The 14,589-nt window shown below is 49.5% G+C and carries 14 protein-coding genes; 8 read left to right on the top strand and 6 right to left on the bottom strand.

Annotated elements, in window-relative coordinates; translation table 11 throughout:
* The first annotated feature begins 89 nt into the window (after positions 1-89).
* Genes hisD through hisIE form a run of 7 tightly spaced genes read left to right on the top strand, consistent with a single transcriptional unit; the run spans position 90 to position 6,206 of the window.
* The gene (gene hisD, locus ABGB15_RS08230) at positions 90-1,394 is read left to right on the top strand and encodes a histidinol dehydrogenase (RefSeq protein WP_215722303.1); all 1,305 of its coding nucleotides are present in this window, start codon (positions 90-92) and stop codon (positions 1,392-1,394) included.
* Complete coding sequence (hisC, locus tag ABGB15_RS08225) at positions 1,391-2,452, top strand: histidinol-phosphate transaminase (RefSeq protein WP_152081529.1); 1,062 nt, start codon at positions 1,391-1,393, stop codon at positions 2,450-2,452. Before hisD ends, hisC begins: the two co-directional genes overlap by 4 nt.
* Positions 2,449-3,516: a bifunctional histidinol-phosphatase/imidazoleglycerol-phosphate dehydratase HisB gene (hisB, locus tag ABGB15_RS08220; protein WP_369064159.1), complete on the top strand. Its 1,068-nt coding sequence runs from the start codon at positions 2,449-2,451 to the stop codon at positions 3,514-3,516. The genes hisC and hisB overlap by 4 nt, the downstream gene beginning before the upstream one ends.
* Positions 3,516-4,106, top strand: a complete 591-nt coding sequence (gene hisH / locus ABGB15_RS08215; RefSeq protein WP_215722305.1) for an imidazole glycerol phosphate synthase subunit HisH — start codon at positions 3,516-3,518, stop codon at positions 4,104-4,106. Before hisB ends, hisH begins: the two co-directional genes overlap by 1 nt.
* A complete protein-coding gene (gene hisA / locus ABGB15_RS08210; protein ID WP_215722306.1) occupies positions 4,106-4,843 on the top strand; it encodes a 1-(5-phosphoribosyl)-5-[(5-phosphoribosylamino)methylideneamino]imidazole-4-carboxamide isomerase in 738 nt (245 codons plus the stop codon). Before hisH ends, hisA begins: the two co-directional genes overlap by 1 nt.
* A complete protein-coding gene (gene hisF, locus ABGB15_RS08205; protein ID WP_152081533.1) occupies positions 4,825-5,601 on the top strand; it encodes an imidazole glycerol phosphate synthase subunit HisF in 777 nt (258 codons plus the stop codon). The genes hisA and hisF overlap by 19 nt, the downstream gene beginning before the upstream one ends.
* Positions 5,595-6,206: a bifunctional phosphoribosyl-AMP cyclohydrolase/phosphoribosyl-ATP diphosphatase HisIE gene (gene hisIE / locus ABGB15_RS08200; RefSeq protein WP_152081534.1), complete on the top strand. Its 612-nt coding sequence runs from the start codon at positions 5,595-5,597 to the stop codon at positions 6,204-6,206. The genes hisF and hisIE overlap by 7 nt, the downstream gene beginning before the upstream one ends.
* A 39-nt stretch (positions 6,207-6,245) precedes the next feature.
* Here hisIE and wzzB read toward each other — a convergent pair whose 3' ends face one another.
* Positions 6,246-7,226, bottom strand: coding sequence for an LPS O-antigen chain length determinant protein WzzB (wzzB, locus tag ABGB15_RS08195; protein ID WP_215722307.1), 981 nt, complete (start codon positions 7,224-7,226; stop codon positions 6,246-6,248).
* A 193-nt stretch (positions 7,227-7,419) separates the two neighbouring features.
* On the opposite strand from wzzB, the gene ABGB15_RS08190 reads away from it, so the two are divergent.
* Entirely contained in the window at positions 7,420-8,424 is a 1,005-nt protein-coding gene (locus ABGB15_RS08190) for an NAD-dependent epimerase (RefSeq protein ID WP_152081536.1), read from the top strand.
* A gap of 39 nt (positions 8,425-8,463) precedes the next feature.
* Here ABGB15_RS08190 and ugd read toward each other — a convergent pair whose 3' ends face one another.
* The 5 genes from ugd to ABGB15_RS08165 all read right to left on the bottom strand — a co-directional run bounded on the left by ugd (position 8,464) and on the right by ABGB15_RS08165 (position 14,581).
* Positions 8,464-9,630 (bottom strand): UDP-glucose 6-dehydrogenase, encoded by a 1,167-nt coding sequence (gene ugd, locus ABGB15_RS08185; protein ID WP_215722308.1) that lies wholly within the window; start codon positions 9,628-9,630, stop codon positions 8,464-8,466.
* Positions 9,631-9,856: 226 nt separating this feature from the next.
* Complete coding sequence (gene gndA / locus ABGB15_RS08180; protein ID WP_152081538.1) at positions 9,857-11,263, bottom strand: NADP-dependent phosphogluconate dehydrogenase; 1,407 nt, start codon at positions 11,261-11,263, stop codon at positions 9,857-9,859.
* A gap of 104 nt (positions 11,264-11,367) precedes the next feature.
* Positions 11,368-12,279 (bottom strand): glycosyltransferase, encoded by a 912-nt coding sequence (locus ABGB15_RS08175; RefSeq protein ID WP_215722309.1) that lies wholly within the window; start codon positions 12,277-12,279, stop codon positions 11,368-11,370.
* On the bottom strand, positions 12,272-13,378 hold the full coding sequence (glf, locus tag ABGB15_RS08170) for a UDP-galactopyranose mutase (protein WP_215722310.1): 1,107 nt from the start codon (positions 13,376-13,378) through the stop codon (positions 12,272-12,274). Before glf ends, ABGB15_RS08175 begins: the two co-directional genes overlap by 8 nt.
* Positions 13,379-13,381: 3 nt before the next feature.
* Positions 13,382-14,581, bottom strand: coding sequence for a hypothetical protein (locus ABGB15_RS08165; RefSeq protein WP_215722311.1), 1,200 nt, complete (start codon positions 14,579-14,581; stop codon positions 13,382-13,384).
* Positions 14,582-14,589: the final 8 nt, after the last annotated feature.

Here is a 14,589-nt window from a genome sequence, read left to right as displayed (position 1 = left end):
ATGCTGCCCGGTGGCGCTTCGCTTACCGGGCCTACAAGACCCGCAGGCCGGATAAACAACCAGCCATCCGGCAAAAAAGGAAGACGATTATGAGCTTTAATACCATCATCGACTGGAATAGCTGTACTGAAGAGCAGCAAAGTGAATTACTGATGCGCCCGGCGATTTCCGCATCTGAAAGCATCACCCGTACCGTGGCTGAGATCCTCAATAACGTCAAAGCCCGTGGCGACGATGCGCTGCGTGAATACAGTGCAAAATTTGATAAGACGGACGTCGGCGCATTACAGGTTGCCGAACAGGAAATCATTGATGCCAGCAATCGTCTGGGAGATGACATCAAACAGGCGATGGCCGTCGCAGTGAAAAACATTGATACCTTCCACACCGCGCAGAAATTGCAGACCGTTGATGTGGAAACCTTGCCAGGCGTTCGCTGCCAGCAGGTGACCCGTCCGGTCGCGTCCGTGGGGCTTTATATCCCCGGCGGCTCAGCTCCGCTGTTTTCCACCGTATTAATGCTGGCGACACCGGCGCGTATCGCCGGGTGCCAGAAAGTGGTGCTTTGCTCCCCACCGCCGATTGCCGATGAAATTCTGTATGCCGCTAAGCTCTGTGGCGTACAGGCGGTATACAAAGTGGGCGGTGCGCAGGCCATCTCTGCCCTGGCGTTTGGCACCGAATCCATTCCGAAAGTAGACAAAATTTTCGGGCCAGGCAATGCGTATGTAACCGAGGCCAAGCGTCAGGTCAGCCAGCGTCTGGACGGTGCGGCCATCGATATGCCTGCCGGACCGTCTGAAGTGCTGGTAATTGCCGACAGCGGTGCCACGCCGGACTTCGTGGCATCTGACTTGTTATCTCAGGCGGAACATGGCCCGGACTCACAGGTCATTTTGCTGACACCGGATGCGGACATGGCGAAACGCGTAGGTGAAGCCGTTGAGCGTCAGTTGGCCGATCTGCCGCGTGCTGAAACGGCACGTCAGGCTCTCTCTTCCAGCCGCCTGATTGTGGCCCGCGATCTCGACCAGTGCATTGCCATCTCCAACCAGTACGGCCCGGAGCACCTGATCATTCAGACCCGCAGCGCGCGCGATCTGGTCGACAGCATCACCAGTGCAGGCTCGGTTTTCCTCGGTGACTGGTCACCGGAATCGGCGGGTGATTACGCCTCTGGCACCAACCACGTCCTGCCGACGTATGGCTACACCTCAACCTGCTCAAGCCTCGGGCTGGCGGATTTCCAGAAGCGCATGACCGTGCAGGAGCTTTCTCGTGAAGGCTTTGCGTCACTGGCTTCCACCATTGAAACCCTGGCCGCTGCCGAGCGCCTGACCGCCCACAAAAACGCCGTGACGCTGCGCGTGGCAGCCCTGAAGGAGCAAGCATGAACATTGAAGAATTAGCGCGTGAAAATGTCCGTCGACTGACGCCCTATCAGTCTGCCCGCCGCCTGGGCGGTAACGGTGATGTCTGGCTGAACGCCAACGAATTCCCGACGGCGGTCGCCTTTGAGTTATCGCAGCAAACGCTGAACCGCTACCCGGAGTGTCAGCCAAAAGCGGTTATTGAAAACTACGCGCAATACGCGGGTGTAAAGCCTGAGCAGGTGTTAGTTAGCCGTGGCGCGGATGAAGGCATTGAACTGCTGATCCGCGCCTTCTGCGAGCCTGGCAAAGATGCGGTGATGTACTGCCAGCCCACTTACGGGATGTACAGTGTTAGCGCCGAAACCTTCGGCGTGGCGTGTCGTAACGTGCAGGCGCTGGACGACTGGCAGCTCGATCTGCAGGGCATTGCCGATAATCTTGACGGTGTGAAAGTGGTGTTTGTTTGTAGCCCAAACAACCCGACAGGACAAATTATCAATCCGCAGGATATCCGTACCCTGCTGGAAATGACCCGCGGCAAAGCGCTGGTGGTTGCTGATGAGGCCTATATTGAGTTCTGCCCGCAGGCGACGCTGGCAGGCTGGCTTGAGGAGTACCCGCATCTGGTGGTGCTGCGCACGTTGTCCAAAGCCTTCGCCCTCGCTGGCCTGCGCTGTGGGTTTACGCTGGCCAATAAAGAAGTTATCAACCTGCTGCTGAAAGTGATCGCCCCCTACCCGCTCTCGACGCCAGTCGCCGATATTGCCGCCCAGGCACTGGCTCCGCAGGGTATCAACGCGATGCGCGAGCGCGTGGCGCAGATTCTGGTGGAACGCCAGTACCTGGTCAGCGCCCTGAAAGAGATCCCTTGCGTTGAACAGGTGTTTGACTCTGAAACCAACTACATACTGGTACGCTTCACCGCGTCCAGCGCCATATTTAAATCTTTGTGGGATCAGGGCATTATCTTACGAGACCAAAATAAACAACCATCCTTAAGCGGCTGTTTGCGGATTACCGTAGGCACCCGTGCAGAGAGCCAGCGCGTCATTGACGCCCTGAAAGCGGAGAAAGTATGAGTCAGAAGACCCTCTTTATCGATCGTGACGGCACCATTATTTCGGAGCCACCAACCGATTTTCAGGTCGATCGTTTCGACAAACTGGCCTTTGAACCCGACGTGATCCCGGTGTTGCTTAAGCTGCAGAAGGCCGGTTTTAAGCTGGTGATAATCACCAACCAGGACGGCCTGGGGACGGACAGTTTCCCGCAGGCCGACTTTGATGGTCCGCATAACCTGATGATGCAGATCCTCACCTCGCAGGGCGTGGCGTTTGATGAAGTGCTGATTTGCCCTCATCTTCCCGCCGATGAGTGCGACTGCCGTAAGCCGAAGGTGAAACTGGTTGAGCGCTACCTGGCAGAAGAGGTGCTGGATAAAGCCAACAGCTATGTCATTGGCGATCGTGTTACCGATATTACGCTTGCCGAAAACATGGGGATTTCGGGCCTGCGCTACAACCGCGACAACCTGAGCTGGGCGATGATTGGCGAGCAGCTAACCAAACGTGACCGCTACTCGCACATTGAGCGCATCACCAAAGAGACGCAGATTGACGTGAAGGTCTGGCTGGACCGCGAAGGCGGCAGCAAGATCCACACTGGCGTCGGCTTCTTCGACCACATGCTGGACCAGATTGCCACGCACGGCGGCTTCCGCATGGAAATTACCGTTAAAGGCGACCTGTATATTGACGATCACCACACCGTTGAAGACACCGGTCTGGCGCTGGGCGAAGCGCTGAAGCTGGCGCTGGGTGACAAACGCGGCATCAACCGTTTTGGCTTTGTCCTGCCGATGGACGAGTGCCTGGCACGCTGCGCGATGGATATCTCCGGGCGTCCGCACTTGGAATATAAAGCCGACTTCACCTACCAGCGCGTGGGCGATCTCAGCACCGAAATGGTGGAACACTTTTTCCGTTCGCTCTCCTACACCATGGGGCTGACGCTGCACCTCAAAACCAAAGGCAAGAACGATCACCACCGCGTGGAGAGCCTGTTCAAAGCCTTTGGCCGTACCCTGCGTCAGGCGATCCGCGTTGAAGGTGACGCCCTTCCCTCGTCGAAAGGAGTGCTGTAATGAACGTGGTGATTCTGGACACCGGATGCGCCAACCTGAACTCCGTGAAATCGGCAATCATTCGCCACGGCTATGAGCCGGTGGTAAGCCGCGATCCCGATGTGGTGTTGCGCGCGGATAAACTTTTTTTGCCGGGCGTGGGGACAGCGCAGGCGGCGATGGATCAGATCCACGAGCGTGAGCTGGTTGAGCTTATCAAAGCCTGTACTCAGCCAGTGCTGGGCATTTGCTTAGGGATGCAGCTGTTAGGGCGGCGTAGTGAAGAGTCGAACGGCATCGACCTGCTCGGGATAATTGAAGAAGACGTGCCAAAGATGGCTGACCACGGCCTCCCTCTGCCGCATATGGGCTGGAACCGTGTCTACCCGAAAGCGGGCGACCGGCTGTTTCGCGGTATCGAAGACGGCGCGTATTTTTACTTCGTCCACAGTTACGCCATGCCGGTAAATCCGTACACCATCGCCCAGTGCAATTATGGCGAGGCTTTCACTGCGGCGGTGCAGAAAGATAATTTTTACGGCGTGCAGTTTCACCCGGAACGCTCTGGTGCCGCAGGCGCACAGTTGCTGAAAAACTTCCTGGAGATGTGATGATTATTCCCGCTTTAGATTTAATTGACGGCACGGTTGTCCGCCTCCATCAGGGCGATTACGGCCAGCAGCGCGACTACGGTAACGATCCGCTGCCGCGTCTGCAGGATTATGCCGCCCAGGGTGCGGAGGTGTTGCACCTGGTCGATCTGACCGGTGCGAAAGATCCGGCGAAACGCCAGATCCCTCTGCTTAAAAAACTGGTCGCTGGCGTGGATATTCCCGTGCAGGTCGGCGGTGGCGTGCGTACGGAAGAGGATGTTGCCTCGCTGCTGGACGCTGGTGTGGCGCGTGTGGTGGTTGGTTCTACCGCCGTTAACGATCCTGAAAAGGTCAAAGGCTGGTTCCGCCGCTTTGGTGCGGATGCGCTGGTGCTGGCGCTGGATGTACGCATTGACGAGCAAGGAAATAAGCAGGTGGCGGTCAGTGGCTGGCAGGAGAACTCCGGCGTGACGCTGGAAGCACTGGTGGATATATATCAGCCCGTTGGCCTGAAGCACGTGCTGTGTACGGATATCTCCCGTGACGGGACGCTGGCGGGTTCGAACGTCTCTTTATATGAAGAAGTTTGCGCGCGTTATCCGCAGGTGGCGTTTCAGTCGTCTGGCGGCATCGGCGATTTAGCCGACATCGCAGCACTGCGCGGAACGGGTGTGCGTGGCGTGATTGTTGGTCGCGCTCTGCTGGAAGGCAAATTTACGGTAACGGAGGCGATTCAATGCTGGCAAAACGGATAATCCCCTGCCTGGACGTGCGCGATGGTCAGGTAGTGAAAGGCGTGCAGTTCCGCAACCATGAGATCATTGGTGACATTGTTCCACTGGCAAAACGCTACGCCGATGAAGGTGCAGACGAACTGGTGTTTTATGACATCACCGCCTCCAGCGATGGTCGCGTGGTGGACAAAAGCTGGGTGGCACGCGTGGCGGAGGTGATCGATATTCCGTTTTGCGTGGCGGGCGGGATTAAATCCGCCGACGATGCAGCCAAAATACTCTCTTTTGGTGCCGACAAAATTTCCATTAACTCCCCTGCTCTGGCCGATCCTGAGCTTATTACCCGCCTGGCGGATCGCTTTGGCGTGCAGTGTGTTGTGGTGGGTATTGATACCTGGTTCGACGCCGCGACGGGCAAATACCACGTCAATCAGTACACTGGCGATGAAAGCCGCACCCGCGTCACCCAGTGGGAGACACTGGACTGGGTGCAGGAAGTTCAAAAACGCGGTGCCGGTGAAATCGTACTGAACATGATGAACCAGGACGGCGTGCGTAACGGTTACGACCTTGAGCAACTGAAAAAAGTCCGGGCGGTTTGCCACGTCCCGCTGATTGCCTCCGGCGGTGCGGGAACCATGGAACACTTCCTCGAAGCGTTCCGTGATGCGAACGTCGACGGGGCGCTGGCCGCCTCCGTGTTCCACAAACAGATTATCAATATTGGTGAGTTAAAAACGTACCTGGCAGGCCAGGGCGTGGAGATCAGGGTATGTTAACAGAGCAACAACAGGCACAGCTGGACTGGGAAAAAACCGACGGATTACTGCCGGTGGTTGTACAGCATGCGGTTTCAGGCGAAGTGCTGATGCTGGGATATATGAACCAGGACGCGCTGGCGAAAACGCTCGACAGCGGCAAAGTGACCTTCTTCTCACGCACAAAACAGCGCCTGTGGACCAAAGGGGAAACCTCCGGCCACTTCCTGAATGTGGTTAGCATTACGCCGGACTGCGATAATGACACCCTGCTGGTACTGGTCAATCCGATTGGCCCAACCTGCCACAAAGGAACCAGCAGTTGCTTCGGTGAGGCGAGTCACCAGTGGTTGTTCCTGTATCAACTGGAACAATTGCTGGCGGAGCGTAAAACGGCTGACCCAACGAGTTCATATACTGCAAAGCTGTATGCCAGCGGGACTAAGCGTATTGCGCAAAAAGTGGGTGAAGAAGGTGTTGAAACGGCGCTGGCCGCGACGGTGCATGACCGGGAAGAGCTGACTAACGAAGCGTCGGATCTGATGTATCACCTGCTGGTGCTACTGCAGGATCAGTCGCTGGATTTAACCGCGGTGATAGAGAATCTTCGCAAACGGCACAAATAAAAAAAGACCGGGGAAACCCGGTCTTTTTTTGTCTGCGAATCAGCCTCTTGGCTTGTAGTTCCGCAGTGCGTTACGTCCTAACACGACGCCGGAACCGATAATCCCACCGAGCAGTACGGCAAGGATCAAGACAATGGCTTTTTTCGGGCTGTCCCGGCGGATTGGCAGATCCGGTTTCATCACGTAACGGTACACATGGATAGTGGCAGGGTCCACTTTAAGTTTTTCAATATCCAGCAAATTCTGTTTAGTCTGATAATACGCCGGGGAGAGAACCAGCGGGCGACTCGATTCGTTTTCAATCATCGATTTCAGCGCTTCGCTTCCCAGAAGGAACATGGTTTCCTGGGTGACATCCTGTGTTTGCTGTACCTGAGGGGTAGAAACTTTCGCCGCATCAGCGAACTTTAAGGCCTCGGAAATCTGCTTAATACGCAGATCCTTTTGCTCCTGGGCAACTTTCTCCTGGTTCTCAAGAGAGTCATTCAGTATCGTAATCTGTTGTTTGATGTTGTCCTTCAGGTCAACGCCCAACTCTTTCGCCGTCTGCTCATCCACCTGTTGAATATACTGTGCCAGTTGCTTCTGCGCAGCTTCTGCACTATCACTGGTGTATGTGATGCTTAAAGGCAAAGGTTGCCCTTTAACGGAAGGTTCAATAGACAGTTTTTCAGGAACTTCCTGATTATCCAGCGCCTGAGAAAGGGCTGAAAATGCAGAGTTGAAACGACCAATAACGCGGGTCTGAACCTCCGTCATGGAAGGCGCAGCATTGCCATACAGAATGTTGAGGGCGTTATTGTAGGTGGCAACTTGTGCAGCATCAGGCTGGGAGATGATTGCCGTTGACGTCCATTTCTCTTTTGCAATGAGCAAATACGCTCCTGCCAACACGATAGCAATGACAACAAACGTAACGATAGTCCATTTGCTGCGCCAAAGTTGCATCACTAAATCAATTAAATCAATCTGCTCTGGGTCATTGCTTCGGTCGACCACGTTATTGTTGCTCTGCGTCATACAATCCTTAAAAGACAAAAAATCGCATAATTATATTTGCTTACTAGTGTATCGCCTGTTGTGAAATTTTCTATAGGAATCCTGTTAGTTATATCGAAAAGATAGGTTTGGTAACCCTGGTACATCGCGCTATCATTAGCCCCATTCCGGTGCGTTTTCGCACCTACAGAGTAGATATATGATGAGGAAAGGTATGAAATTTCTGGTCACCGGCGCTGCGGGCTTTATCGGCTTCCACGTCAGCCAACGTCTTCTGGAAGCGGGCCACCAGGTTGTCGGGATTGATAATCTGAATGACTATTATGACGTCAACCTGAAACAAGCACGCCTTGATCTTCTGTCATCCGACAATTTCACTTTCCAGAAACTGGATTTGGCCGATCGGGAAGGTATGGCGAAACTGTTTGCTGATGAAAAATTCGATCGCGTTATCCATCTGGCGGCCCAGGCCGGGGTGCGTTACTCCCTTGAGAACCCGCATGCGTATGCGGATGCTAACCTGACGGGGCATCTCAACGTCCTTGAAGGCTGCCGTCATAATAAGGTTCAACACCTTCTGTACGCCTCTTCCAGCTCCGTTTATGGTCTTAACCGCAAGATGCCGTTCTCAACGGATGACTCAGTCGATCACCCGGTATCACTCTATGCGGCCACCAAAAAAGCAAACGAGCTGATGTCGCATACTTATTCGCACCTCTATAACCTACCGACGACAGGCCTGCGCTTCTTTACGGTTTATGGGCCGTGGGGCCGCCCGGATATGGCGCTCTTTAAATTCACCAAAGCGATGATTGAAGGTAAGAGTATCGACGTCTACAACTACGGGAAGATGAAACGCGACTTTACCTATATTGATGATATCGCTGAAGCGATTATCCGCCTTCAGGATGTGATTCCGCAGGCCGATACGAACTGGACTGTCGAGACGGGCTCACCCGCTACCAGTTCCGCGCCGTATCGCGTTTATAACATTGGCAACAGCTCACCCGTTGAACTGATGGATTACATTACCGCGCTGGAAGATGCCCTGGGCAAAGAGGCAGAGAAAAACATGATGCCGATCCAGCCAGGCGATGTGCTGGAAACAAGCGCCGACACTAAAGCGCTGTATGACGTTATTGGCTTTAAACCACAAACCTCCGTAAAAGACGGGGTGAAGAACTTTGTGGACTGGTATCGCAACTTCTATAAGGTGTAATACAAAAAACCCGGCAACGACGCCGGGTTTTTTATTGTATCAGTCACTGCCGAACAGATCGCGGGTATAGACCTTATCTGCCACATCCGCCAGTTCTTCTGCCATTCGGTTAGAGATAATAACGTCGGCTTCTTTTTTAAAGGCATTCAGATCGCGAATGACGCGAGAGTGGAAAAACTCGTCTTCCTGCATCGCTGGTTCATAAATAATGACCTGAACACCTTTCGCCTTAATACGCTTCATGATCCCCTGAATGGAAGAGGCGCGGAAATTATCAGAACCGCTCTTCATGATCAGGCGATACACCCCCACAACCTTAGGCTGGCGCGCGAGGATAGAATCCGAAATGAAATCCTTACGCGTACGGTTCGCATCGACGATGGCCGAAATCAGGTTGTTTGGTACAGCCTGGTAGTTGGCAAGCAACTGCTTGGTATCTTTAGGCAGGCAGTAACCACCGTAACCAAATGACGGGTTATTATAGTGGTTACCGATACGCGGATCGAGGCAGACGCCTTCAATGATCTGACGGGTATTCAGCCCCAGGCTTTCTGCGTAGCTGTCCAGTTCATTGAAGTAAGCCACGCGCATGGCCAGATAGGTGTTAGCGAAGAGTTTAATTGCCTCTGCTTCGGTGGAATCAGTAAACAGCACCGGGATATCTTGCTTAATGGCACCTTCCTGCAGCAGCGACGCAAACCGCTCTGCACGCTCAGAGCGTTCACCGATCACAATGCGCGACGGATGCAGGTTATCGTAGAGTGCCCTCCCCTCACGCAGGAATTCAGGTGAGAAGAAAACGTTCTCAATACCCAGCTCTTCTTTGATTGATTTGGTGAATCCCACCGGAATGGTCGATTTGATGATCATTACCGCGTTTGGATTGATAGCCGTGACATCTTTGATCACAGCTTCAACACTGGAGGTATTGAAATAGTTGGTTTTCGGATCGTAATCAGTTGGCGTCGCGATGATGACATAATCCGCATTGCGGTAAGCATCTTCTTTGTCCGTCGTTGCACGGAAATTCAGCGGTTTATTCGAAAGGTAATCCTGGATCTCTTTATCAACAATCGGGGATTTCTTCTGATTAAGCATATCCACTTTGGCCTGCACGATATCCAGCGCGACCACTTCATGGTTCTGCGCAATCAGGATACCGTTTGAAAGACCAACATAACCTGTTCCGGAGATTGTTATTTTCATTCGCTAATGACTTCTGTGAGTTAACTGTACAGATGGTCATCTGACCATCGCGATAAACATAACTGTTGGGCTTTGTACCTCCTGGCCGACAGAACTGTCAAGGCGAAGCGGGATGATTCCCCGCTAATGGGGCGACATTCAGACTACTTCGAATAACAATCGTCAATTTTAGTGTAAAAAAAACCCGGAGAGATCTCCGGGTCTTGATGGCTTAAAGCAGATTAACTTAATCCAGCCATTCGGTGTGGAACACACCTTCTTTATCAGTGCGTTTGTAGGTATGTGCACCGAAATAGTCACGCTGCGCCTGAATCAGGTTCGCAGGCAGAACAGCAGCACGGTAGCTGTCGTAGTACGCCACAGCCGCAGAGAAGGTTGGAACCGGAATACCGTTCTGTACCGCGTAAGCTACGACATCGCGCAGCGCCTGCTGGTATTCATCAGCAATTTTCTTGAAGTACGGTGCCAGCAGCAGGTTTGCAATGCCCGCATTTTCAGCGTAAGCATCGGTAATTTTCTGCAGGAACTGAGCGCGAATGATGCAACCTGCGCGGAAGATCTTCGCGATTTCGCCGTAGTTCAGATCCCAGTTATTTTCATCTGAAGCCGCGCGCAGCTGGGAGAAGCCTTGCGCATAAGAGACGATTTTACCCAGGTAAAGTGCGCGACGAACTTTCTCAACGAACTCGGTTTTGTCACCGGCTGGTTTAGCCTGTGGGCCAGACAGCACCTTAGATGCCGCAACACGTTGTTCTTTCAGAGAAGAGATGTAACGTGCGAATACGGATTCAGTGATCAGGGAGAGTGGCTCACCCAGATCCAGAGAGCTCTGGCTGGTCCATTTACCCGTACCTTTGTTCGCCGCTTCGTCCAGAATCACATCAACCAGGTATTTACCCTCTTCATCTTTCTTCGTGAAGATGTCTTTGGTGATGTCGATCAGGTAACTGTTCAGCTCACCTTTGTTCCACTCGGTGAAGGTTTCAGCCAGTTCTTCATTGGACAGGTTCAGGCCGCCCTTCAGCAGGGAATAGGCTTCGGCAATGAGCTGCATGTCGCCGTATTCGATACCGTTGTGAACCATTTTCACGTAGTGACCCGCACCGTCCGGACCGATATAGGTCACACACGGCTCGCCATCTTCTGCGACAGCAGCGATTTTGGTCAGGATCGGCGCAACCAGCTCGTACGCTTCTTTCTGACCGCCAGGCATGATAGATGGCCCCTTCAGCGCACCCTCTTCACCGCCGGATACACCGGTTCCGATGAAGTTGAAGCCCTCAGCAGACAATTCCCGGTTACGACGAATAGTGTCCTGGAAGAAGGTATTACCGCCATCAATAATGATGTCGCCCTTTTCCAGGTAAGGTTTCAGGGAGTCGATGGCAGCATCTGTACCCGCACCCGCTTTCACCATTAACAGGATACGACGAGGCGTCTCCAGAGACTCAACGAACTCCTGGACCGTATAGAATGGCACCAGTTTCTTGCCTGGATTTTCGGCAATCACTTCTTCGGTTTTGTCACGGGAGCGGTTGAAAACGGAGACGGTATAACCACGGCTTTCGATGTTGAGCGCCAGGTTGCGCCCCATCACTGCCATACCGACGACGCCGATCTGTTGCTTAGACATTACATACTCCTGTCAGGTGTGGTCACCGCGCGAGACGTGCGCGGTTTTAAATGTGGCTTAGATGTTAACTCAGGTCAAAGTGATGGTGATAGCGGAAGATGCTTTTACTTTTTCGCCCCAGGCTTGAATAGGTCAGTATTTTTTAGCGAACCAGCGTCCCAGAATGCTCGCCAAAGCACTTTCAATTGCTTAAATTGCCCTTTAACGAGGCAAGAACAACCATAGCCAATTGCCAGAACTATCGGCTTATTACGCACGAAAACATTTGTACCGTAATTCTTGTGAAGGTAGAACAAATTTCTGAGCATAAAGTAACCTTTCCAGGAAAGCAGATCGTTTCCCTGATTGTTTATCAGTAAACGATAGGCTTTAGCTTCAAGGTCACAAACGATAGGGATGCCTTTCCTTTTGGCTTTAATCGCGTATTCAATATCATCGCAGAAGATGAAAAACGCAGGATTAGGAAGTCCGATTTCCGTAACGGCTTTTCTTGAGATTAAAGGCCCTTCAAATGGAATTGCTTCGATATTTATCAGCCGATCTGTTTCTTTATTCTGCTCAAGATAAACCTTGAGCGGAGTACCTTTCGGATTTAGTTTTAACGGATTGGAAAGATCATAACGCAATGGAGATAATTCAGCACAAGTTTCATCCAGATTATAACGGACAGGCTGAGCAATCCCCAAAGGGTTTGTTGATAATAATTTTTCAAGGCAATCATGAGCGGGCATCAAATCGTCATCCATCAGCCACAGATAATCATAACTATGCTTCTCTGCCTCTTTAAAGCCAAAATGGAATCCCCCCGCTCCACCTAAATTGCCACCAGTATTGATATATTCAACGACGGAGGACAATTTACTGGTTACGCTCTCTTTCGTACCATCCGAGCTGTTATTATCGATGATAAGGATCTTTTTCAATGGATAGCTTTGATTAGCAACCGCATCGATAACCTTACCTAATAACTCTTTACGGTTATACGTTACAATAACTGCGACAACATCCTTATTCACTAATATTCGCCTCTTTTCGGAAACTGGTCAACGCCGATTTTATGACCTGATGCATGTCATAATATTTATATTCTGCTAGTCGGCCGCCAAAAATCACGCTATCCAATTCTTTTGATTTTTCACGATATTTTTTATAAATATGCATGTTTTTTTCATCATTCACTGGGTAATAATACTCATCACCTACAGCATATTCTTTTGGGAATTCACGTGTTATAACAGTTTTAGGTTGCTGCCCAAATTCAAAGAATTTATGCTCTATAATTCTGGTAAACGCAAACTCTTTATCATTATAGTTAACAACAGCATTACCTTGATAATTATCAGTCTCTAATACCTCAGTTTCAAATCTAAGTGATCGATAATCAAGGGCACCGAAACAATAATCAAAGTACAAATCAATTGGGCCTGTATATACAATTTTATCAGCTAATGAATCCCAATATTCTTTCCGATCAAAATAATTGGTATTAACTTCGACCTCAATGCCGTCCAGCAACCCATCAATCAAAGCATTGTAGCCACCAGTAGGAATCCCTTGGTATTTATCATTGAAGTAGTTGTTATCGTAGGTGAAACGCACAGGCAAACGCTTGATAATAAAAGCAGGTAATTCCTTACAAAGACGGCCCCACTGCTTTTCGGTATATTCTTTTATAAGAGTCTCATAAATATCCCTTCCAACCAGAGAAATTGCCTGTTCTTCTAAATTTTCAGGTTCCTTTCCATTTAATTCGGAACTCTGTAAGGCAATTTTTTCTTTTGCCTGTTCAGGAGTGACAACGTTCCAAAGCTGATTAAATGTATTCATATTGAAAGGCAAATTATACACTTTGCCTTTTGAGATAGCGACAGGCGAATTTGTGAAACGATTAAATTCGACAAACTTATTGACATAGTCCCAAACTTCTTTATCACTGGTATGGAAAATATGCGCACCATATTTGTGGACATTAATGCCTTCAATATTTTCACAATATATATTACCACCAAGATGGGAACGTTTTTCAATTACTTTGACTTTTTTTCCGGCTTTCTTAGCTTCATGAGCAAAAACCGATCCAAAAAGCCCGGACCCTACAATAATATAATCATACATAAGTTATAGCTCACTCAGCCTGGATAATTTATCGAAATGAATTTCAGTTAATGTATTTTCACCAAAATAGTTTAAATCCATTAAATACCTATGAATATATAGTCTCAATCTGGTCTTATCGAAATTACTGTAAATTGCACGCCCTAAAACAGTTAGTTCTTTTTCAAAAATCAGTGCCTCAAGACCTACCGTCGAATTAACTGTATATATTCTTTTGGCATTTTTAATCAATGCAATAGTATTGTTACTTACAATTCGGATTCTTTTTTGTTTCGCTAACTCTAAAAAATAATTAATAGTTTCAATATTTGATTCAGCTGGATGGATTTTAACGTATATATCGATATCTTTTTCACGCTCTAAAATAATACTCATAGCCTGAAGGTTATCAATATCGCTATTAATTTTAAGTTGCGTATCAGAGGTAACTTGCGTAGGGAAGAAAATATAGGGTTGAGTTAAATCAGCGTGCTCAGCAGAATTGAGGATTTTTCTTGATTTAAATTTACTGCGAAACATTTTGACTTTATCGATAAAGGAGAGAGAGTCTTCCTTTATTATTATATTTTTAAAAAGCCTTGCGAATATATCATCAACAGCAAGCAATAAATACGTTGGGACGTTTATTTTTGACTGTGGAATGGGTTTTTCTTTATAGGTAATATAATCATTTACCCATGCTTCATGTTGAGCGTCTGATACACTTTCCAGAGAGTCCAATACCTCGGGTTTTGAATAGAGTATGGATTGTGCATTAACGCCTTTAGGGTCAAATACCATTTTATCTGGAAGATTGCTTATCTCAGCATAAAGTGTTTTAGCGCCTTTGCTGTTAAAAACATCAGTTGTTGCAATAGCACTGGCATGATTACCATTGAAAACAATCACCGTATCATTGCAACCGATATTATTTATAACTTTAGAAAATAACGATGCTCTTACAGCGCAATAGTTTTTAATGGCATCGTCCAAAGTTTGCCGACCATTCAGAACAGAGATGGTTTTTGACAAACGAGCACGATCCACAATGGAATCAGATTCATGCTTTGAAGATCCAGAAAGCAAGATGACTTTTTTATTTGTTTTTTTTCTTAGAAAAAGAAAGCACGATATCTTATTCGTTAAATAAATTACATTATTAACTTGTTGAAAACACGAAAAAAAACGAGCTTTAACTATATCATCCACCAAAATATATAACATAACGAATC

It is taken from the genome of Enterobacter sp. MALB-1, assembly GCF_041021625.1.
GTDB classification, from domain to species: domain Bacteria; phylum Pseudomonadota; class Gammaproteobacteria; order Enterobacterales; family Enterobacteriaceae; genus Enterobacter; species Enterobacter oligotrophicus.
The sequence above is the reverse complement of the archived record's forward strand: the minus strand, read 5'-3'. Positions and strand labels throughout refer to the sequence as shown.

Excerpts from the sequence above, each read along its gene's own strand:
- gndA (WP_152081538.1), bottom strand. The coding sequence starts at position 11,263 with ATGTCTAAGCAACAGATCGGCGTCGTCGGTATGGCAGTGATGGGGCGC.
- hisB (WP_369064159.1), top strand. The coding sequence starts at position 2,449 with ATGAGTCAGAAGACCCTCTTTATCGATCGTGACGGCACCATTATTTCG.
- ABGB15_RS08190 (WP_152081536.1), top strand. The coding sequence starts at position 7,420 with ATGAAATTTCTGGTCACCGGCGCTGCGGGCTTTATCGGCTTCCACGTC.
- ABGB15_RS08165 (WP_215722311.1), bottom strand. The coding sequence starts at position 14,581 with ATGTTATATATTTTGGTGGATGATATAGTTAAAGCTCGTTTTTTTTCG.
- wzzB (WP_215722307.1), bottom strand. The coding sequence starts at position 7,226 with ATGACGCAGAGCAACAATAACGTGGTCGACCGAAGCAATGACCCAGAG.
- hisIE (WP_152081534.1), top strand. The coding sequence starts at position 5,595 with ATGTTAACAGAGCAACAACAGGCACAGCTGGACTGGGAAAAAACCGAC.
- hisA (WP_215722306.1), top strand. The coding sequence starts at position 4,106 with ATGATTATTCCCGCTTTAGATTTAATTGACGGCACGGTTGTCCGCCTC.
- ugd (WP_215722308.1), bottom strand. The coding sequence starts at position 9,630 with ATGAAAATAACAATCTCCGGAACAGGTTATGTTGGTCTTTCAAACGGT.
- hisC (WP_152081529.1), top strand. The coding sequence starts at position 1,391 with ATGAACATTGAAGAATTAGCGCGTGAAAATGTCCGTCGACTGACGCCC.
- hisF (WP_152081533.1), top strand. The coding sequence starts at position 4,825 with ATGCTGGCAAAACGGATAATCCCCTGCCTGGACGTGCGCGATGGTCAG.
- glf (WP_215722310.1), bottom strand. The coding sequence starts at position 13,378 with ATGTATGATTATATTATTGTAGGGTCCGGGCTTTTTGGATCGGTTTTT.
- hisD (WP_215722303.1), top strand. The coding sequence starts at position 90 with ATGAGCTTTAATACCATCATCGACTGGAATAGCTGTACTGAAGAGCAG.
- hisH (WP_215722305.1), top strand. The coding sequence starts at position 3,516 with ATGAACGTGGTGATTCTGGACACCGGATGCGCCAACCTGAACTCCGTG.